16 protein-coding genes are annotated in these 21,063 nt (G+C 56.0%); 8 read left to right on the forward strand and 8 right to left on the reverse strand.

The window, feature by feature from the left end; all coding sequences use genetic code 11:
• Window positions 1–151: 151 nt before the first annotated feature.
• The 6 genes from HMPREF2749_RS07625 to HMPREF2749_RS07650 all read right to left on the reverse strand — a co-directional run bounded on the left by HMPREF2749_RS07625 (window position 152) and on the right by HMPREF2749_RS07650 (window position 8,490).
• Window positions 152–1,444 carry a multidrug effflux MFS transporter gene (locus HMPREF2749_RS07625; protein WP_371325938.1) on the reverse strand — a complete coding sequence of 431 codons (1,293 nt, stop codon included), beginning with the start codon at window positions 1,442–1,444 and terminating at the stop codon, window positions 152–154.
• A gap of 747 nt (window positions 1,445–2,191) precedes the next feature.
• Window positions 2,192–2,860 (reverse strand): nucleoside/nucleotide kinase family protein, encoded by a 669-nt coding sequence (locus HMPREF2749_RS07630; RefSeq protein WP_070593967.1) that lies wholly within the window; start codon window positions 2,858–2,860, stop codon window positions 2,192–2,194.
• Window positions 2,857–3,336, reverse strand: a complete 480-nt coding sequence (locus HMPREF2749_RS07635) for a low molecular weight protein-tyrosine-phosphatase (RefSeq protein WP_246823516.1) — start codon at window positions 3,334–3,336, stop codon at window positions 2,857–2,859. The genes HMPREF2749_RS07630 and HMPREF2749_RS07635 overlap by 4 nt, the downstream gene beginning before the upstream one ends.
• A 199-nt stretch (window positions 3,337–3,535) precedes the next feature.
• Window positions 3,536–4,954, reverse strand: coding sequence for a pentapeptide repeat-containing protein (locus tag HMPREF2749_RS07640; protein ID WP_070593971.1), 1,419 nt, complete (start codon window positions 4,952–4,954; stop codon window positions 3,536–3,538).
• Window positions 4,955–5,084: 130 nt separating this feature from the next.
• Complete coding sequence (locus HMPREF2749_RS07645; protein ID WP_070593973.1) at window positions 5,085–6,728, reverse strand: pentapeptide repeat-containing protein; 1,644 nt, start codon at window positions 6,726–6,728, stop codon at window positions 5,085–5,087.
• A 160-nt stretch (window positions 6,729–6,888) separates the two neighbouring features.
• Window positions 6,889–8,490 (reverse strand): pentapeptide repeat-containing protein, encoded by a 1,602-nt coding sequence (locus tag HMPREF2749_RS07650; protein WP_070593975.1) that lies wholly within the window; start codon window positions 8,488–8,490, stop codon window positions 6,889–6,891.
• A gap of 725 nt (window positions 8,491–9,215) precedes the next feature.
• Here HMPREF2749_RS07650 and dnaK point away from each other — a divergent pair.
• The 6 genes from dnaK (at window position 9,216) to HMPREF2749_RS09265 (ending at window position 15,405) form a co-directional block, all read left to right on the forward strand.
• On the forward strand, window positions 9,216–11,048 hold the full coding sequence (gene dnaK / locus HMPREF2749_RS07655) for a molecular chaperone DnaK (protein ID WP_070593978.1): 1,833 nt from the start codon (window positions 9,216–9,218) through the stop codon (window positions 11,046–11,048).
• A 2-nt stretch (window positions 11,049–11,050) separates the two neighbouring features.
• Window positions 11,051–11,629, forward strand: a complete 579-nt coding sequence (locus HMPREF2749_RS07660; protein WP_070593979.1) for a nucleotide exchange factor GrpE — start codon at window positions 11,051–11,053, stop codon at window positions 11,627–11,629.
• A 285-nt stretch (window positions 11,630–11,914) separates the two neighbouring features.
• Window positions 11,915–12,907, forward strand: coding sequence for a DnaJ domain-containing protein (locus HMPREF2749_RS07665; RefSeq protein ID WP_005508991.1), 993 nt, complete (start codon window positions 11,915–11,917; stop codon window positions 12,905–12,907).
• A 3-nt stretch (window positions 12,908–12,910) separates the two neighbouring features.
• Window positions 12,911–13,417 (forward strand): heat shock protein transcriptional repressor HspR, encoded by a 507-nt coding sequence (locus tag HMPREF2749_RS07670; protein WP_049355825.1) that lies wholly within the window; start codon window positions 12,911–12,913, stop codon window positions 13,415–13,417.
• Between the two features lie 266 nt (window positions 13,418–13,683).
• Window positions 13,684–14,448 (forward strand): Pycsar system effector family protein, encoded by a 765-nt coding sequence (locus tag HMPREF2749_RS07675; protein WP_070593982.1) that lies wholly within the window; start codon window positions 13,684–13,686, stop codon window positions 14,446–14,448.
• 15 nt (window positions 14,449–14,463) lie between these two features.
• On the forward strand, window positions 14,464–15,405 hold the full coding sequence (locus HMPREF2749_RS09265) for a hypothetical protein (RefSeq protein WP_141747371.1): 942 nt from the start codon (window positions 14,464–14,466) through the stop codon (window positions 15,403–15,405).
• A gap of 107 nt (window positions 15,406–15,512) precedes the next feature.
• On the opposite strand, the gene trmB is transcribed toward HMPREF2749_RS09265, so the two are convergent.
• Window positions 15,513–16,319, reverse strand: coding sequence for a tRNA (guanosine(46)-N7)-methyltransferase TrmB (trmB, locus tag HMPREF2749_RS07685; RefSeq protein WP_005508988.1), 807 nt, complete (start codon window positions 16,317–16,319; stop codon window positions 15,513–15,515).
• Between the two features lie 241 nt (window positions 16,320–16,560).
• Complete coding sequence (locus HMPREF2749_RS07690; RefSeq protein WP_070593986.1) at window positions 16,561–16,959, reverse strand: hypothetical protein; 399 nt, start codon at window positions 16,957–16,959, stop codon at window positions 16,561–16,563.
• 516 nt (window positions 16,960–17,475) lie between these two features.
• On the opposite strand from HMPREF2749_RS07690, the gene HMPREF2749_RS07695 reads away from it, so the two are divergent.
• Window positions 17,476–18,954 carry an amino acid permease gene (locus tag HMPREF2749_RS07695; protein WP_049362017.1) on the forward strand — a complete coding sequence of 493 codons (1,479 nt, stop codon included), beginning with the start codon at window positions 17,476–17,478 and terminating at the stop codon, window positions 18,952–18,954.
• A 459-nt stretch (window positions 18,955–19,413) separates the two neighbouring features.
• A complete protein-coding gene (locus HMPREF2749_RS07700; RefSeq protein ID WP_049350024.1) occupies window positions 19,414–20,889 on the forward strand; it encodes an amino acid permease in 1,476 nt (491 codons plus the stop codon).
• Window positions 20,890–21,063 lie beyond the last annotated feature (174 nt).

Genomic DNA, 21,063 nt, shown 5'->3' on the forward strand with positions numbered 1-21,063 from the left:
GAAGCGAAGCGAGGGCGGGTGCCCCTGTAGGAGCGAAGGAAGAGTACAAGCGCCTCCCTAACTGCTACAGCAAATACAGCAAAGCCCCGGATGCGCAACCCTCAGCAGGTTGCCCATCCGGGGCTTTAGCTACACAAAAAACAACAACAGGCTAGTGGCCCGCCGGAGCACCCTGACCTTCACCAGCACTGTGGCTCTCACCGTCAGCCGAGTAGTCCGAATCCTTACGCGGCGTAGTCCACAGCACCAGCGCCGTCAGGACCGCGAAACCAAAAATGGAGAAGCCCATCGGCAGGTACTCATGCTCACCGGCAAACGACACCAGCGGCGCCGCCAACGCACCCAGCATCGCCTGAACCGTACCCATCACCGCCGAAGCACTACCCGCCATGTGGCGCGCCTCGTTCAACGCCAACGCCGAAGCATTACCAAAAATCAGGCCGCACGAGCTGGTCAGCAGGAACAGCAGAACCAGCGTCGGCACCAGCGAAATACCGACAAGGAAGCTAACCAACAGCAGCGAAGACACCACCAGCAGGCTCACCACGCCAACATTCACAATGCGGCGCTGCGCCACACGACCAACCAGCTTCGTCGCAATCGCGCTGAACAGCACAATACCAATCGAGTTCACACCGAACACGATCGTGAACTCAGTCTCGGACAAGCCCAGAATCTTCTGCAACACAAACGTCGAACCGGAAATATACGAGAACAGCGCACCAAACGCGAAGCACATCGTCAGCATGAAACCCAGATAGCGGCGAATCTTGAAGACCTTCGGTAGCTCCGAGTACACGCTCAGGGCGGTACCCTGGTAGCGTTCCTCCACCGGCAGGGTCTCCTTAATCACGAAGATCACGCCGAGCATCATAATCGCGGTCACCACACCGAGCACATGGAAAATATCGCGCCAGCTACCCCACGACAGCACCCAGCCACCAAACAGCGGCGCAAGCACCGGCGCGAAGCCGTTAATCATCATCATGACGCCCATGAGCTTAGCGGTCGCCAGGCCCTCAGTCGTATCAGCCACGATAGAACGCGCCAGCACCGCACCAATCGAACCGGTGAAGCCCATCATGAAACGCGCAAAAATCAGCAGCTCAATATTTGGCGCGAAACCACACGCCACCGTCGCAATAAAGCAGATGACCGCACCGATCAGCAGCGGCTTGCGGCGGCCCGTCTTATCCGACAGGGGGCCCACGACCAGCTGGCCGAGCGCCATACCCACCATGAACGCACTCAACGTCAGGGAGGCGTTCGTGCTGGTGGTGTTCAGATTCTCAGCGACTGCGGGCAGCGCCGCCAGGTACATATCCGTAGCGAGCGGCGCGATAGCGGTCAACAGCGCCAGAACAACAATGAAAAGGGGCGATAGCCCGAAGGAGGTCTTAACCGACTTCGAAGACATTAGTCTTAGTTTTTCTTTCTGTGTGATGCGCGTGCAACGGCGCCTGCGGCTCTACAAGACGTGGATGCGGCGGTACCGGATCCGGGGGTGAGCTTGCGCAGGCTGGAAGCACAACTTGTTCACGGTAGCAGAATTGGGCGTGGCTTCGTAAGTTAAATGTTTGATATTTTTTTGAGCTGGGTTGGGAGGGCTCCGCTTGGTTCCTTCGTGCTCAGCCTTCTGGCTGGCTTGGAAGGCGGCGCTCACCTGCGCAGGTACAGCAAAGGGACGGTGTTATCCTCGCTCCTACAGGGGCACCCGTCCTCGCTTCGCTTCGGACACCCTGATGTCGCTTACGGATAACACCGCCCCTTGAGCGGCTTGGCTTAGCCTGCCGCTCAACCCCCAGCGCTGAAGAAATATTTGAGAAATATTCTTGAGAAGCATTGCTAGGTTCAACTGCATAATCTACGTTGGTCATACCACGCGATACAACCGGAGGGACAACCTCAGATGCGCAATCACTATTACAAATATTTGCTATGCATCCTGTTGCTTATAGCTTGTGTCTTGCTCGTAATCTTTGCTGTGCTTTCTAACAACAACCCGGGTAACGAAAAAGACGGTACGACCTCCACGCACGCGCCGAGCAATACCTCAACCTACTGGGATAAAGACCGCATGGAATCCGCCAGCCCGGCTCCCATGCCTGAATAAAACTGCCTCTGAATAGCCGTAGGGCCCAATGCCTCGAGATACACGAAGCATTGGGCCCTACTGTCTTGTAGACGGTTGCTACTGCGCCGCGCTGTCGTAGATGAAGTCCACGGTCGCGTAGTCCTCCGGGATTTCGGCGAGCAGCGCCTCCTCCTGCTTCGTCCAGCGTTCCCAGTGCGGGCGGAACGTGTCACCGTCACGAGCCATGGCGCGTTCGTAACGCACTTCGTCCGGGGCGGTGGCGAGGATACGCACCTCGCAAGCACCAGCAATCGCGCCGACACCCTCACAGATGATGACCTGCGTAGCCGCCGGGTCGACGGTGCGCACCTCACCGGGGGCGCCCGCCTCCCAATCCCACGGGGTGTAGGTCCCGGCAATACCTTCGGTCAGCTGCACGGAGAGTGCGTCCCACGCCTCCACGCCGTCGAAGAGGCCGTCCCAGCCGGGGTAGAAGTCGTCCAGGTGCAGCACGTGCACGCTGTGTCCGGCGGCGGTGAGCTCCTGCTCAAGCTGCGCGGCGAGGCTGGTCTTGCCGGTGCCGCTGCGGCCGTCAATGCCGATAATCAGCGGGATCTGCGCGAAGTCGGCAAGGAACTGCTCACGGAATTCGGTGAATTCGGCGGTGTCCATGTCGAAGTCGTTGCCGATGCCGTGCTCCAGGCGCAGCATGTCTTTGCAGAGTTCCAGGATTTCGGCGGTGCCGGTGACGCGGCGGTTCTGGTTCAGGGGAATACGCTGACTCACTGCGCGTCGCCTTCCTGCTTGAGGTGGTCGATGAGGCCGCGTGCGGCAGCGTCAATGAGGCTAGTGGTGTACACGAAGTCGCGTTCGCTACCGTACCAGGGGTCGTAGATGCCGAGCTGGTCCAGGTGGGTGGTGGTGACCTTCGGGTCGAAGCTGCGCATCATGCGGATCTTGGCCTTGTCGTCCTCGTTGCGGGCGAGGGCTTTGAGGCGCAGGTAGTGGGGTGCGTCCATGGCGAGGATGAGGTCGTTGCGGTCGAAGTCCTCGACGGTGAAGACGCTGGCGCGGTGCGCGGACGGGTCGATACCGCGGGTGGTGAGCTGTGCGGCGGCGCGCGGGTCGATGCGGTTGCCTTCTTCTTCGTTGCTGATGCCGCTGGAGGTGACGGTGACGGGCACGCCGGCTTCTTGGGCGTGCTGGCGGATGAGGTATTCGCCGACGGGGGAGCGGCAGATGTTGCCGGTGCAGACAGTCATGATTCGGTACATGGTTCTAGTGTATCGGTGGGGTGAGGCGTGGGCAGGTTCGGTGGGTGATTGGGGTGGATTTGCGGGCGGCGATGTGACGGGTGGATGCGCTCCCTGGCGGACTGCCGCCGCCGGGGCTGTCGCTACCAGAACCGGACACGAAAAGGCCCCGCCGACGTGGGGCCGGCGGGGCCTTTAGGTGTGAGTACTATTCGGTTTTGTTTTCTTCTCCGCCATCGGAATTATCTAGAGGTTCTGCAGGGTCACTGAAGCGGGTGTAGTCCTGCTTCTCTTCGTCCCAGGAATCGGGGTCGAAGAGCACCGTTTCAAGAGGAATAGTGAACGACTTACCGAGAAAAGAAGCGGTTCCACAGTTGATAGATATATTGCCCCGCGTGGCCGAGAAGTCAGAGCCCTGCCAGTTTATGTCTGTAGAGAATCGGGCTTTCCCTTTTTCTGTAACGAAAATCGGCTCAATGCTCTCAAAGGTCGTCTGTCTGAAGTCCACGTTATTGGTGAATGTCGCCGCGCTGAAGTGCACGATTTGGGTGAATGTCGCGCAGCGGAAGTCCGCGTTTTGGGTGAATGTCGTCCCGATGAAGCCTGCGTTTTGGGTGAATGTCGCGCAGCGGAAGTCCGCGTTTTGGGTGAATGTCGTCCCGATGAAGTACGCGTCTTGGGTGAATGTCACCCAGCTGAAGTTCGCGTTCTGGGTGAATGTCGCGCAGCGGAAGTCCGCACTATTGTAGAACTTGGCAGAAGAAAAATTACCTTTCTCAATCGTGATTTCGTTGAGAGGATAGAAAATGGGTGCTCGGCTGAAATCAAAATCAAAGTCACTCCAGGTTCTTCGAGTGGTCTTGAATACGTCGTCCTTCTCATTCCTAGAGAAGGAGCTACTGCGCTTGCTCATCTCAACGAAGATAGTGCGGCGTACGTCCTGCTCTTCGTGGAACTTTGCATAGTCTGTGGTGATATCTTCAGGCTTTTTATAGTTCTGAGTATTTGTGAAACGTTCAGATAGAGCCATAAGTGTAAGCGGTTCTGCTCCGATAAGGGTATTCTCAGATTCTTTTTTCTTGAGTTCTTCAAGTCTTTTGCGGGCTTCATATTCTTCAATTTCCTCTGCCAGAGGGAAGGGCGAACGAATATAGGAGCAAAGGTTATTGATAATAACCTGACCCTCTTCCTTCTGTTTGTCTTTGGTGAGGCTCTCATCTGCAAGCCATTCATCGACCAAACCCACAAGGGTATAGATACCGCCCAACCGGACAGCTGCTTTCTCGTTAGCTAGTTGTTCTACAGCTTTGGTGTAGCGGTTACGACGTTCTGCATGTACCTGGCGGATATGGTCACGCTCGTTCTTGTTCTTCTCATGATTATTTTTGCGATGGGTCTCCGAGAGCGTGAGCATGGTAAGGGCTCCTGCTAAGACTGCGAGAATACCCTGACGAACGGACACAATGCTATTGCCATCATTGATGAGCCCAGGGATTAGCGTGGGAACGAAAAAAGCGCTGGGAACCCCAATCACGGCTAACAAAATGAGGACTGTATAAAACCAGTACTTACTCCACCAGTTAGGTTCCTGCAGCGGCTTTTTGGAATCTTTAATCGGTTTAGTCATATCCCTATCTCTATCTCCTTTGAAAGGAATGGTCACTCTTCAGCATAGTGCAAAACTGTCTGACCTGAGCTTCTATTTGTCATAAACAAAGGCCCCACCACATATTCAACGTGGCGGGGCCTGCGCGTAATTATTTTGCGGGCTCACTCAGGCGCGTGTATTCCTTCTGCCGCTCGTCCCAGGAGTCCGGGTCGTACAGCACCGCACCGACAGGGAGAATGAACGTTCTATTAAGAAGGTTCGCCGTGCCGCAGCTGAAACCGTGCGGGCTCTCCGGGCGTGCCTCGAACAGGTAATCCCGCGGATCTGCCTGTGCCGAGAACCGTGCCCTCTGCAGCCGCCTCTCCAAAGCCTCAAAGGACGGCTTAACATACATGAAGCTAGTCTGCCTAAAATCTGCCCGCTGACCGAACGTCGCATCCGCGAAGTAGGCGCCCTCAAAGCTCGCCCCGTTGAAGCTCACCTCCCGCGCGAACGTCGCCTTGTAGAAACCGACATGGGCCGTGAACGTCGCCTTACTAAAGTCGGCATCCTGCGCGAAGGCCGCGTTATCGAAGTTCGCTCGCTGCGGGAAGTCCATCTCATAGCGCGTCCTCGGAAGCGCAATAAAAGACGCCCGGCTGAACGTGGCGTCGCCGTCGAACCGCGCCCCACCAAAATCCTCGTACTGCGTGAAGGACGCCCCGCTAAAGTCCGCCGCGCTCGCAAAGCTCGTGCCGCGGAACATTGCGGACTGCTTGGTGACTACACCGGCAAAGCGCGCGGCCCCGCCGAAAAGCGACTTGGAGAACACCGCGGGGCGATTGAAGACCGATGCGGCGAAGTGTGCTTCATCGTGGAACGTGGAGGCGGTGAATACTGCCTTTCCGTCGAAGGTGACCGCCGCGAAGCTGGCTATGCCCGCGGTGTTCAATCGTGAGAAGTTGGCATCGGAGTTGAAGGTGGATACCGCGAAGTCAGCCGCAGCCGAGAAGACCGTATCTGAGAAGTCGACCTCGCCGGTGAAGGTTACGGTTGCGAAGCTTGCCGCGTCCGCAAAGCGTGCCCCGCTGAACTCTGCTGCGCCTGCGAAGTGCGCGGCGCTGAAGCCTACCCAGTCGGTGAAGTTCGCGCCCTGGAAGGATGCGTCAGCCGTGAACGGCGCCGCGGAGAAGCTGGTGTCACCGTGGAAGGTTGCACCAGAGAAATCCGCCTGTCCGTAGAAGGTTGCGGAGGCGAAGTCGGCGTTCTGAAAGTACAGCTGTTGTAGCGGGTAGAAGATGGGCGCACCGCCAAAGTCGAAGCGCAGGTCAGCCCACATGGGTGATACCGACGGCACTGCGTGCTTGCTTCCCCTGTTGCCAGTCTTGTTGTTCTCGGTAATTGCGGCGAGGCGGCGGCTGAACTCCATAAAGACCGTGCGGCGCACCAGCTGCTCTTCGCGTAGTGCCTCCTGATCGCGCGTAAAGTCGCCTTCGTAGTCTTCGGGGGCCTCGTCTGCTTCTAGGACCTGTCGCTTCTGCGCGAGGGGGTAGGGCGTGCGGATGCACTCGGTCAGCGCGTCGACGATGGTCTGGGCTTCTTCGCGGCGCACCTGCTCGGGGAGGGATGCATCGGTGAGCCACTCGTCTGCGAGGTTTACGAGCGTGTACGCCCCGCCGAGGCGTACGGCGGGCTGGCCGTCGAGGAATTGTTCGAGGGCGTGCGTGTAGCGTTCGTGCCGCTTAGCCGGCAGGTTGTGCGCCGGGGTGTTTTTGTGTTGCCGTAGCGCAGTTAAGAGTTTGTTGAGGTTCATGGTGGTGTGCCCTTCCTGCTCCGGTGCTGGCTTATATCCAGCATAGGGGAGAGGATTATCATTTTTGGTTTGGGCAACTGTATAAAATGCCCCCACCGTATGGTGAGGGCATAACTATTTCAGCATTTATCTTATAAATAATTTAACGTTGATGTATTTTCTATTTATTTTTTTCAGAATCTGGATCAAACAAGATAGACTCAATGGGTATGAGTTTTTCTATTTCAATATATTTTTGAGGCTTCAGCATATTTTGTCTTCTATCTTTAGGGAGGAAGAAGAAGTCAGTTTCTTTCTTATAGTTGAATCGTGTTTGCTCGAATTGCATTCCTTTGTAAACAAAAGATAAGAACTCAACGTCTTCGTGAAACTCTGCTTCTTGAAAATCGGCCCAGCCATAGAATAATGTACATTGGAAGTTTGCCGCCCCATAAAATTTAGATTCATAAAATACTGTTTTACCTGGAGATGCGAATCTTTCTTTTCGCAAATGCTTATATAACGCATCAGCATTATGCATCGCGAGCGGGTGTTTCTGGGAGGACTTAATCATGGTTGCTAGAGAATCTACTTGATCTAAATGAGGCTTTTGGAAATCTGCGGATGAAAAGTCGACATCTCCTTCAAACGTTGTTTCTTCAAAGCTGACATCGTTATAAAATTTAGCTCCCTGAAAGTATGTTTTTCCTTTGAATGTTGAGTGATTAAAGTTTGCGTCTCCAAAAAAATGGGAATAGTTAAATTTGGCATTTTTTAAAGTTAAATTATCTAGACTGTAGAAAATATGTGCATAGGAGAAGTCTAAATCAACTTCCTCCCATATCTTGGATAACCGAGGGTTGGTAGGGTAAGAACTGTCGTCAGATTTACAATATTTATCTATTTGGCGACTAATTACTTCAAAGATGGTTCGGCGTACTGTCTGTTCTGCAAGAAGCTTGGATTGATCCTCCATATCTTCTAATCTTTGGGAATACTCAAGATTTTGTCGCCTGTATACTAGATCAAACGGTGACTTAATATATGTGCAAAGAATCTCGATGATGTCCTGACATTTTTTCTCATCCTTTTTACAGTTTGGGCTATCTTCCAGCCAAGAATCAGCTATTTTTGCCAGTGTTTTTACTGCGGAGATTCGAGACGTTGAATCTTTTGAGGCTAGTATTTCGCAAGCTTTGGCAGTGTTTCTCTCCCGCTCAGATCGCTCGTCAGTAGTATTTATTATATTCTGAATGGATATGGGTGAATTGTTGTTGTTTTGAATGGATATGGGGGAATTATTCTGAATAGATGCAGATGAATTTTCCTGACTAAATTTAGGAGAAGAATCCGATAGGTTTTCTTGGATGTCAGATTCTTTACTTTTGCCTGTTTTTGCATAAATTGCAAGCGCCACCTGGGTTGCAATAGCGAATATTGCTGATGCATCCCCAATAATCTTGGAAAAATATACAAATCCCAGTAGGGCTGCGGGGAAAATTCCATAGAGGAAAATTAAATTAATTTTTGAAGAATCTGCTTTGCGTTGATTATCTGCAATTAAAAGAAGAATTGCTCCAATAATTATTCCCGATATATACACTATCGCCTGAAAGATCGTTTGAAAGGTCTTATCGTTTACAAGGAGATGTGCGAGGGAAGCAAATATAAAGATTGAACTTGGGATGGCAAGGGATATATATGGGTGGTGCTGAATAAATGCTACTAAGGAATGGGATTGCCCGTAGTTTTGTTGAGCCTGCTTATTGTCCATTTTGGACATTTGGGTTCTCCTGTCTACTTTGAGAGGATATGGTCGTAATCAGGATACAGTAGGCAGTCATCCTCAAGCCACAGGTGAATGTTGAAAAATTACGGGTCGGACAAGCGGAGATACCTTCAAAGAATGAGCGATGGAGCTTGCAGGTAGGTCTTCTATATATTCAGACGGACGCCTGCAGTTGAGATGTCTGCACCAAGCGCACCCCTAGCAACGCTGCTAGATGCCCAGCCTCCAGAGTCAAAAATCACCCTGCGCACCCTATATACGGTGCCCCTGCGCCACCTTCCAGTCCCTCTGGCACCCCAATTTTCAGGTTTTTCACTCCTTTTTTAAAAAATTTTTCGCCCAATCGCGCCGCCCATGTCCGCCGTGCGCTGAATCGCCTCGCCGTGCCATCACCCAGCCCAAAAACCCCGGAATTCCGCGGTAAAACCGCCCATTCGCGCCTCGCCGCCGTCCCAAAATCGCCCGCAAAACGCCCCTCCAGAACCCCAAAAACTCCACCCCTCACGCCACTCCACACAAAAAAGTTGAGTAAAGTTCGCTCAAGTCTATTGACACCCTCGCTAAGGGAGTGCATACTTGAGTACATGAGGCTCAAGGAGCCGCGCAGACCACCCCACACGGGGCGGCACGCGTAGCACCGACCGCCTCCAAAACTTTCAAACTAACCCGCCTCGCATTAGAAGAAGCGGGGCACTAACACCTAAGGAGTGAATAAACATATGGCACGTGCAGTAGGCATTGACCTCGGTACCACCAACTCTGTCGTTTCGGTTCTCGAAGGCGGCGACCCCGTAGTTATCGCCAACGCAGAAGGCACCCGCACCACCCCCTCCGTCGTCGCATTCTCCAAGGACGGCGAGGTTCTGGTCGGTAGCGTCGCAAAGCGTCAGGCAGTGACCAACGTCGACCGCACCATCTCCTCTGTCAAGCGCCACATGGGCACCGACTGGACCACCGAGATCGACGGCAAGAAGTACACCCCGCAGGAAATCTCCGCTCGTATCCTCATGAAGCTGAAGGGCGACGCAGAGGCATTCCTGAACGACACCGTCACCGACGCTGTCATCACCGTCCCGGCATACTTCAACGACGCTGAGCGTCAGGCAACCAAGGAAGCCGGCGAGATTGCAGGCCTGAACGTCCTGCGTATCGTCAACGAGCCCACCGCCGCAGCACTCGCATACGGCCTGGACAAGGGCAAGGAAGACGAGCTCATCCTGGTCTTCGACCTCGGTGGCGGTACCTTCGACGTCTCCCTGCTGGAAGTTGGCAAGGACGACGACGGCTTCTCCACCATCCAGGTTCGCGCAACCAGCGGTGACAACCGCCTCGGTGGCGACGACTGGGACCAGCGCGTAGTCGAGTGGCTGCTCGCACAGGTGAAGGCAAACACCGGCGCAGACCTGTCCAAGGACAAGATCGCGCTGCAGCGTCTGCAGGAAGCAGCTGAGCAGGCTAAGAAGGAACTGTCTAGCGCAACCAGCACCAACATCTCCCTGCAGTACCTGTCCGTGACCCCCGAGGGCCCCATCCACCTGGATGAGAAGCTGACCCGCGCAAAGTTCGAGGAACTGACCCACGACCTGCTCGAGCGCACCAAGAAGCCCGTGCTCGACGTAATCAAGGAAGCTGGCGTGTCCATCTCCGAGATTTCCGAGGTCGTTCTGGTCGGTGGCTCCACCCGTATGCCCGCTGTTGCTGAGCTCGTCAAGGAGCTCACCGGCCGCGAGCCCAACAAGGGCGTGAACCCCGACGAGGTCGTGGCAATGGGTGCAGCACTGCAGGCAGGTGTGCTGAAGGGCGACCGTAAGGACGTTCTGCTGATTGACGTCACCCCCCTCTCCCTCGGTATCGAGACCAAGGGCGGCGTGATGACCAAGCTGATCGAGCGCAACACCGCAATCCCGACCAAGCGTTCCGAGACCTTCACCACCGCAGAGGACAACCAGCCCTCCGTGACCATTCAGGTCTTCCAGGGTGAGCGTGAGTTCACTCGCGACAACAAGAACCTGGGTACCTTCGAGCTGACCGGCATCGCCCCCGCACCCCGTGGCGTGCCCCAGATTGAGGTCACCTTCGACATCGACGCAAACGGCATCGTCCACGTCTCCGCAAAGGACAAGGGCACCGGTGTTGAGCAGTCCATGACCATCACCGGCGGCACCTCCCTCTCCAAGGACGACATCGACCGCATGGTCAAGGACGCAGAGGCACACGCTGAGCAGGACAAGGCACGCCGCGAGGCTGCTGACACCCGCAACGCAGCTGAGTCCGTCGCATACTCCGTCGAGAAGCTCCTGAAGGAGAACGGCGACAAGCTGCCCGAGGACGTCAAGACCGAGGTTCAGGGCGATGTCGACGAGCTGAAGAAGGCACTCGAGGGCGACGACGACGCAGCAGTGAAGGCCGCATTCGAGAAGCTGCAGGCATCCCAGTCCAAGCTGGGCGAGGCACTCTACGCAGCAGCTCAGGCTGAGGCATCCGAGTCCAAGCCCGCCGCTGATGAGGACGTTGTCGACGCCGAGGTTATCGACGAAGACGAGAAGAAGTAATCATGGCTGAGCAGGAAAACACCACCCCCGACCCGCTGGAGGAGGCATTCAACGCCCCCGCAGCGGAAGGCCACCCCGAAGCTGAATCGGTCGAAAGCCCCGAGGAAGCTGCGGAAGCCGTCGAGGCTGAGCTCCAGGACGCCGTAGAAGCAGAATCTGCGGATGCGGCACTCGCCGCGGAGCGCCTGGACTCCCTGCTTCGCCTGCAGGCAGAGTTCACCAACTACAAGAACCGCACCGCCCGCGAAAAGGAGCAGCTGCGAAACTTCGTAATCGGTGACCTGGTCGGCGCACTGTTGCCGGTGCTCGACGATATCGACGCCGCACGTAAGCACGGCGACCTGCAGGAAGGCCCCTTCGCCTCCATTGCTACCAAGCTCGAAGAGCTGCTCGGCAAGCAGGGTGTGGAGCGTTTCGGTGAAGTAGGCGACGCCTTCGACCCGAACATTCACGAAGCTGTTCTGCAGCAGCCCACCGACGAGGTGGCTGAGGATCATGTCTCCATGGTTCTGCGTTACGGCTACCGCGTGAACGACCGTGTGGTTCGTACCGCTCAGGTGGCTGTGGCTGTCGCACCGTAAGGTGGCCGGCTAAGCATTGGCTGAATAACTAACGACGGGCGGGTGCTCTCCCTGGTGGGGGAGTGCCCGCCCTGTTGTTTGCCAGGGTTATTTATCCGGGCTGTGGCGAGCTGTTGCGGCGGTCAAGAGGCTTGTAGGGGTGCTATTTTTTGGGCCCAGCCCTTTCAAAATTGAGTCAAGTAGACTAAACTTTTATATAGAGCATTAAGACAAGCACGCGGTGCCCCTGCAAGCCGTCCCGTAACCGAGGAGGGCGGCGCATCACCGCAGAAGGAGAAACACAACATGGCAAGTGAAAACTGGCTAACCGACGACTTTTATAAGGCACTGGGTGTCAGCGAAGACGCAAGCGAAAGCGACATCAAGAAGGCATACCGCAAGCTCTCCCGCAAGTACCACCCGGACCTGAACCCCGGCGACGCCGCAGCAGAGAAGAAGTTCAAGGAAATCTCGGAAGCATACGACGTGCTCTCCGATAAGAAGCAGCGCGAAGAGTACGACCAGATTCGCCGCTACGGCGCATCTGGCATGGGCGGATTCGGAGGCGGCGGCTTCGGCGGTGGCAGCTACACCGGCTACCCCGGCGCGGACGCATTCGGCGGCTTCAGCAACGGCGGCGCAGGCATCAACATTGACGACCTGCTCGGCGGCCTCTTCGGCGGTAGCGCCGGCGGCTCCCGACGCTCCGCAGGCTTCACCAGCGCCGACTTCGGCGGCATGGGTGGCGGCGGTTTCGGCGGCGCACAGCACGCAGCCCCCGAAGAAAGCACCACCAGCACCCGCATCAGCCTCGCTCAGGCATACACCGGCGCAACCGTGACCGTGTTCCTGCCGGACGGCTCCCACACCGAGGCGCGCATCCCCGCAGGCATTAAGGACGGCCAGAAGGTCCGCCTGCGCGGCAAGGGCCTGCGCGGCGGCGACCTGAAGGTCACCGTGCGCGTCTCCGATGACTCCGTGTACTCTCGCGAGGGAAACAACCTGATTATGCGCGCACCCGTCACCCTCGCCGAGGCTGTTGACGGCGCAGTGATCGAGGTGCCCCTGCCCGACGCATCCACCGTGAAGCTGCGCCTGGCACCCGGCCAGGTCGGCCGCCGACTGCGCGCCAAGGGCCGCGGCTTCAAGGCTAAGGGCGGCGACGGCGATCTGCTGGTCATCCCGGAGATTGTACTGCCCACCGAGCTGAGCGCAGAGGCGCAGGAGGCATTCGATAAGTTCGTAAAACTGGCACCGCAGGAGAACCCGCGTAAGGATCTGTTGAAGAAGGCGAAGTAAACCATGGCATCTCGAGAATCATCATCTAAGTCCCGTAGCGGCAAGCCGTTGCACAGCGTGGACCTGCCGGTTTTCGTGATTTCTGTGGCGGCTGAGCTGGCGGGCATGCACCCGCAGACCCTGCGCCAGTACGACCGCATCGGCCTGGTCCAGCCTTCGCGTGCGCCCGGCAAGGCGCGCCGCTATTCGCAGCGTGACGTGAACCGTCTGCAGCAGATTCAGCAGCTCTCGCAGGAGGGCGTCTCCCTGGAGGGTATTCGCCGCATTATTGAGCTGGAATCCCTCGTGGAGGAGCAACAGGAGCAGATTGCGGCGCTGCAGCGTCAGGTTGAGGATGCGAAGGTGAAGCTGGGCTTGGCGGAGCGCGTGTTCGCCGCCGGTACCAGTGGCGACGTGGTGCATATTGCCCGCGGTACCCGCCCGGCGCCTCGTCAGCGTTCTTCGGCTGTAGTGCTGTACCGTCAGCGTCACCAGCCGGCTACGGCGGATGATACGAAACCGCAGCGTTAAACCGGCTAAACCCGCTACACTTGGATAAACGGCTCGGCTGTTTTAGCTCATTTGCGCTAGTCGGCCACCCATATAGGCTTGTGCGTCTTTGTGTATACGCCGCGAGAGGGAGGGTAGACCCCCGCCCCGCATGCACTCAGACCCACACACAAGGAGGTGAGGCTCCCCGAATGATCGGGGAGCCTCACCTGCTTGGTTATATAGTTGGAGATAGCATAGTTGGACTAACAAGTTCGGGGTATTGAGATGGAAGAGGGGTTGGCAGAGTGAAAAATTTGTTCGTCTGGAACACCTTTATGCAGTGGAAGCCAGTAGCTATCAAAGAGCAGAAAGTTACTGAGAATCAGGCAGAGGCTGACGATGCAGCAACTGATAAAAATCGGGCACCGGCTGAGGCTCAAAAACCAGCTCCGGTTGAGCAGGGTGTGAGTTATGAGGAGAGGTGGAGACTTGTTCAGTACTTCTCTGATTGGATTAAAAATGCTGACGTAAGAATCCAGATGCTGTTGGCTGTCCAGGGCTTTATTGTAGCGGCTTATGGCGCACTTATCCCGGCCACCGAGAAAGTCGGTAACTTTTGGAATTCATGGACATATATCTGGACTGCATTTTTCGTAAGTACTGTAATTATTTCATTTAAGATTGGTTTTTATCAGAGGCCAAACATGAGCGTTTCTGGCAGGGCTGGTAATATATTTTTCTACGGTTCTTATAATGCTGATGCGAAGATCCTGGATAGCATATCGCACACTGACAAGATGGAATACATCAATGATCAGATGTCTACTTTAGCCGGCATTGCTGATAAAAAATTTAAAAATGTTCAAAGGCTTCAAAGTTCTGTGTTTATGAGTTCAATTTTTCTAGTCTTATTCTCGGCTGGGTTTGTTCCGTGGTTTCATGAACATTCACTTCGAAAAGAAGAATGTTTGATTCTGTCTGTGATTGTCGCTGGTGTGCTCCTCCTGGTTTTATTTTACTCTGCGATTATGGATATGTGTCAGGGTTTGCTGGATGCTGATAAACAGTAAATGCTAAGGTGGATTATGGGTATTGGAAAAAATTTACCTGCATTTTTAGTGTGTGGTGTTGATATTAGTGAATCAACTGCTTTAAAAATTAAATATCCTATTTCTGGTGTTGGCGTAATATCAACCTTTATGGAAAGCTTCGATAAAGGTCTGAGGGAGTCGAATCATCAGGTTGAATCTGCTGTCGATGCAGGGTGGTTCTTATGGAGAGTCAGGGGCGATGAGCTGGTGTATCTCCGAACGATACCTATTGGAGACGACGGCAAACCTGAGCCGATAGCTATTGGAGAAGCGTTGCAGCAATTTATTGCATCTCTTGAATCAGTTTCTCCCAGTCAGATTCCTGGTTCGTCATACACCCTAAAACTGCGTAGCTATGCTTTTCTTCTTAATTCGCAAGGGAACCCCTGGGATTATCGCTGGAATCTTATGCCTAAGGAATGGAATAACAATCTAAAAGGTAAGCAGGGAGCAAAAAGTCTGGCAGGAAGTTTAGGCATTGAAGGTACCGTCGCACTGGAACTCTCCAGTCATCGTGGAATTAATCTCCGAGATATTCAAAAAGATTATTTCATAGATTTTATTGGGTGTGACGTTGATCTTGGATTTAGGATTGCAGAGCAATCTCAGGCGCATCGAATGATTCTGTCGCCCTATTTGGCTTACCTTGTAATGATGGGTCTTGAAAAAAATAAGATAAGTCCATTTAGTATATATTCCATGGGGGAACGCGAGCTAAAAGGGTGCTCCATTAAAGAAACCGGTCTTATTGAGTACCCTCTGTATTATGTCCCTATAGGAAATTTCTCGGTTCTTGAAGAACTCACTGGTGAACCCATGCAGATTAATATTTCGAAAGAAATAGAGAAATTGGAAGATTTTGAAAAATTTAGAAATGATTCCTATCGATTTATCTACGAGAAGGCTTTGAAACATGCGTCGGCTGATGAAGCATAGGGTTTATCTATAGAATATTTCGTATATGAACAAGGAGGTGAGGCTCCCCGAATGACCGGGGAGCCTCACCTCCTTAACGTATAAGTCGCGTACTAGCGCTGCTTCGCTTACTTCCGGCGGTAGGTCAGATCGTGCGCGCGGCGGCCCGCCTCCTGAGCCTTACGCTCAAAGCTGGTAAGGGTACGACCCTCCCAACGCGGAGCCCAACCACCCAGCGGATCCTCCTCGGTCGCACCGGCGCCAGGATTCACGTTCTCAAAGTCGGGGTGCGCCTCCAGAACCTCACGCATGACCAGGGCGTACTCCTCCCAGTCGGTCGCCAGGCGCCAAATGCCGCCGGGCTTGAGCACGCGCGCAACCTTATCAGCGAACGCCGGGGACACCAGGCGGCGCTTGTGGTGGCGGGACTTATGCCAGGGATCCGGGAAGAACACCCACAGCTCGTCCACGGAGTTCTCCTCAAGCATGTTGTCGAGCAGTTCGGGTGCGTTCGCCTGAGCCACACGCACGTTCTCCACGCCAGCGTTGCCCATCTTCAGCAGCAGGTCCGCGATGCCGGGGGTGTACACCTCAACGGCGAGGAAGTTCGCCTCGGGCACCTCAGCTGCGCGGTGCACAATCGCCTCGCCCAGACCGGAACCGATCTCGACGACCTGGTACGCCTCGCGGCCGTAAATCTTGACCGGGTCGAAGGTTGCCTCGGGTGCGACGGAGGTGTCGGTGCGCAGGCGCGGAATGTCCAGCACATGGGTGGGGGAGTAGGTGTCCCACGCCTTCTGACGGCGCGCGGTGAGGCGGTCGCCGCGGCGGACGAAGGAGTAGGGCTGGCGGAAGAATTCCTCGGGAACCGGCTTCTTGGCCTTCTCTTCGGTGGATTCGGGTGCCTGGCTAGGCTGCGTGTTCTCAGTAGACATACCTAAAAGAATAGCGTAGCGCCGCTATACCGTGCGGTTTCGCGGTTTGCTCGGGTGGGTGATGTTTGGCTGGCGTGACGCTGAGCTAACCGGGCGCGGGGTAGGGAGCGTGCGCGGTCTGCGAAACGTAGAAAACCAGCGGGCGTAGAAATTCTGCGCGCATACAAAAGTGCGGCGGGAACCGGAAGGTTCCCACCGCACTAAAGAGAGGTTGCTTGAGGAGTGAGCTAAGAGGAGGGCCTTACTTCTTGGAGCCCAGCAGGGCCAGACCCGCGCCGAGCATCACGATGTTGTTTGCGAGCTGCTGGCCGTCCTGGGTGGGGCGGAAGAACTTGTCGTGCATGTCCGGGTTGCGGAAGTACATGGTCATCAGGTTTGCCGCGAATGCGGTCAGGCCTGCACCCGCCAGGCGGGAGGGGACGAAGGGGGTCAGCAGGGTTGCGCCGAGTGCGGTCTCTGCGCCGGAGATGAGCTTACCGAAGGTTGCTGCGTCCAGCTTGGAGACTGCGGGAACACCGGTTGCCGCCATCTGCTGCAGGAAGGCGTAGGTGCCTTCGTCTGCCTTGAGCTTCTTGACGCCTGCGTCGAGGATGAGTGCGCCGGCGGTGAGTCGCAGTGCTGCGTTGGAGAACTTGCTCATGATGTTGTCCTTCTGTTCTGTAGTTGGTTGGTTAGGTTTTTGTTGAACGGTTTCTACTCTAGACCCGGTTTCTCGCCGTGTAAAGTTTTACACGTAAAGTTTCTAAATATTTTTTGAAAACCCGGCAGAAGCCTGCAGAGAAGGGGTGTGATCTAAGGGTGATACGGGGCGTGTTTCGGGTGAAGGCTGAGGGATGCCACAGGCTCGTCCCGTCTCAATCGCCCCGTCTCAAAAATCTGGTGATGTTGTATTCCTTGTACTTGTGTGGGTATGAGGGGGTAAAATTTGAAATTATGCATTCTCTGCATAATCTTTTATCGGCGATGCAAGAAGTCGGAAGCCCCGCAAAATCGGAGCCCACAAGCCCAAGCGCACCGCGCCGGCTCGGGAAGCGCGGGAACCGCCTCCTGGCGCGCCGTTCAGGATTATGTATGAATACCAACCACCCGGACTCGCCCCCGAGTGAAATTTAGGGCGAATCGACGCAGGAAAGAGAAATACGTGACACAGCAGCCAATGCAGCACAACTCCGTCACCGGCCTAGACTCCGAAGCGGAGCACTCCAAGCTCCAGCGCGGACTAAGCTACCGACACATCCAGCTGATCGCAATTGGCGGCGCCATCGGCACCGGCCTTTTCCTCGGCTCAGCAAAGACCATCGCCCTGACCGGCCCCTCCATCGTCTTTGTTTACGCCATTATCGGTAGCGTCATCTACTTTGTTCTGCGCGCCATGGGCGAGATTCTGCTCTCCAACCCCAAGTACAAGTCCTTCACCGACTTCATTACCGACATCCTCGGTCTGCGCGCCGGCTTCTTCGTCGGCTGGTCGTACTGGTTCTTCTGGGTCGTCACAGGTATCGCGGACGTCATTGCCATTACCGGCTACATCAAATACTGGTGGCCGGAAATCCCAGCCTTCATTCCGGCGCTGACCGTTATCGTGGCTCTGCTGCTGCTGAACCTGCCCTCGGTGAAGAACTTCGGTGAAATCGAATTCTGGTTCGCAGTCATTAAAATCGTCGCCATTGTCGCCCTCATTATTGTTGGTGCGCTCATGGTTGCCTTTAGCTTCACCGCGCCCGACGGTACCGTCGCCTCCGTGGCAAATCTCTGGGATCGCCCCGGCCCCTCCGGTAGCGGTATCTTTACCCAGGGCCTGACGGGCTTCCTGGGCGCCTTCCAGATTGCGCTCTTTGCCTTCGTGGGTGCTGAGCTGGTCGGTACCGCCGTGGCGGAAACCGAACACCCTGAACGCACCCTGCCCAAGGCAATTAACGCGGTACCCTTCCGCATTGGCCTCTTCTACGCCCTGCCGCTGCTGACCATCCTCGCCGTCACCCCCTGGGACAAGCTGGATAAGTCCATGAGCCCCTTCGTGGGCATGTTCTCCCTGGCGGGCATTGCTGTTGCCGCCTCCCTGGTGAACTTTGTGGTGCTGACCTCCGCGGCGTCCTCGGCGAACTCCGGTATTTTCTCGACCTCCCGCATGGTCTACGGTCTGGCGCACGACGGCGCCGCACCCTCCGCGCTGGGTAAGCTCACCAAGAACGGTGTGCCTGCTAACGCCCTGTACCTGACCACCGTGATGCTGTTGTTTAGCCTGGTCATGCTGTACGCCGGTAGCGGCATCATGGAGGCGTTCACCGTGGTGACCTCCGTGGCGTCGATGATGGGTATCTTCACCTGGAGCATGATCCTGATTGCGTACCTGGTCTACCGTAAGAAGTTCCCCGAACGCCACGAGGCATCCGCATACAAGATGCCCTGGGGTATTGGCATGAGCTGGTTTGGTCTGGTCTTCTTCGCCGTCATGGTCTACGCCCTGAGCCTGTACCCGGACACCGCAATCGGTCTGGCGCTGACCCCCATCTGGTTCATTGCTCTGGCTATTGGCTACGAGATTCTGACCCGCCGCCACGCGGCGAAGCGTGCTCGTGTGCTGGCTGCTGGCAATGTTGTTGACAAGGCTGCTGACAAGGCTGGTCAGAAGTAGTTTCTGTTCTTTCTGCGGCGTTTATGTAGTGTTTCTGCGGCGCTGTGTGTAAGCCCCGTTTCTGCATTCTTTGAGATGCGGAGGCGGGGCTTTCGCGTGCCCTCGTGCTTGCCTGTTTACGTTCGAGGCGGCATTTTTTACACCGCTTGATATGACGTGAATAATAGAAACAGGTCACATTTTTGCCGTAAATCCTGTTTTCTTGCACTTAACACCTGTAGAATAACTATCCAAGTAGCTGTGAGAGCTCTCAGAAAAACTCCGCGTCAATCGATAGCGTGACACTTCCGAATGCCGCGCGGTATTTGATAGAGACCCAGCCTCGCCCCGAAATCCGGGGACGCCCCGCAAGCTAATGGCCGCATATTCATACAGTGACCGTGCCTGCTGCGATCTAGCGATTCTTATTCCAGTAACGGCACATGCGGTACGGGGTACAACCGCTGAAAAGAGGACGTCGTGACTGAACAGAACAACGTCAGCCTGAATCCTAAAGCTCCCGAGCAGGGAGAGCGACTACACCGCGGTCTAAGCAACCGCCACATCCAGCTCATCGCCATCGGCGGTGCCATCGGCACCGGCCTGTTCATGGGCTCCGGTCGCGCCATCTCCCTGGCGGGCCCCTCCGTGATTTTCGTGTATATGCTCATCGGCGCCGTCATCTTCCTGGTGCTGCGAGCTATGGGCGAGATTCTGCTCTCCAACCTGAGGTACAAGTCCTTCTCCGACTTCACCACCGACCTCGTCGGCCCCATGGCCGGGTTCTTCCTCGGCTGGTCCTACTGGTTCATGTGGGTGGTCACCGCCGTCGCGGACATCATCGCAATTGTTGGCTACCTGCGTCTGTGGTGGCCCGACCTGCAAGCCTGGATCCCGGCGCTCGTCGTCATCGGCGTTCTGCTGACCCTGAACCTGGTGTCCGTGAAGAACTTCGGCGAAATCGAATTCTGGTTCTCCATGATTAAGATTGTCGCCATCGTCGCCCTGATTATCGTTGGTGGCGGCATGGTCGCTATCGGCTTCACCTCACCCAGTGGCGCGCAGGCGTCCGTCGCCAACCTCTGGAACGACGGCGGTATGTTCCCCAACCACCTGATTGGCTTCCTCGGCGCGTTCCAGATTGCCGTCTTCGCGTTCATGGGCTCCGAGCTTGTCGGTACCACCGCCGCAGAAACCCAGGACCCCGAAAAGACCCTGCCCAGGGCAATCAACGCCGTGCCGGTACGTATTATGGTCTTCTACGTGGGCGCGCTCGTCACCATCCTGATGGTTACCCCCTGGCGCCTCGTCAGCCCCGATAAGAGCCCCTTCGTCGCCATGTTCACCCTGGCGGGCCTGGGCATCGCCGCGCACATCATCAACTTTGTGGTGATTACCAGCGCAACCTCCTCGGCGAACTCCGGTATCTTCTCCACCTCGCGCATGGCATTCGGCCTGGCGCGCGAGCGCAGCGCCCCGCAGTTCCTGGGCAAGATCTCTAAGAACGGTGTGCCGCGTAACGCGCTGTTCCTCTCCGCCGTGATGCTGCTGTCCTCCATCGTGCTGCTCTACGCGGGTGACTCAATCTCTAGCGCGTTCAACCTGGTCACCACCGTGGCTGCGGTACTCGTGATTTTTGCGTGGGCGATGATTATGGTCAGCTACCTGATGTACCGCAAGAAGTTCCCGTCACGTCACGAGAAGTCGAAGTTCCGTCTGCCCGGCGGCCGTTTCTCCGCGTGGCTGTCGCTGGTGTTCTTCGCCTTCACCATCGGTGTGCTGGCCATGGATGAAGAAACCCTCAGGGGTCTGCTCGCGATGCCCGTCTGGTTCGCGATTCTGGGTATTGGTTGGTTCTTCAAGCGCCGTGCGGATGCACGCCGCCACGAAGCAATCTCTACCCGCACCGCGCAGATTGCGATTGTGGAGGCATCCGAGATTTTCTCGGCACGCTAAACACCCACGCTAAACACCCACGCTAAGCAACCCACGCTAAGCCACATCGGCTATCGGTACCGGCTACTAGTACACCGGCTACCGGTGCATGCGTAAAGCCCGCGTCACCTGCTCCTCTCAGGGAGCGGGGGACGCGGGCTTTCGCTGTCTCCAGGGATGAACCCGACGAGAGGC

The sequence above is a fragment of the Rothia sp. HMSC075F09 genome, assembly GCF_001810515.1.
GTDB lineage: Bacteria > Actinomycetota > Actinomycetes > Actinomycetales > Micrococcaceae > Rothia.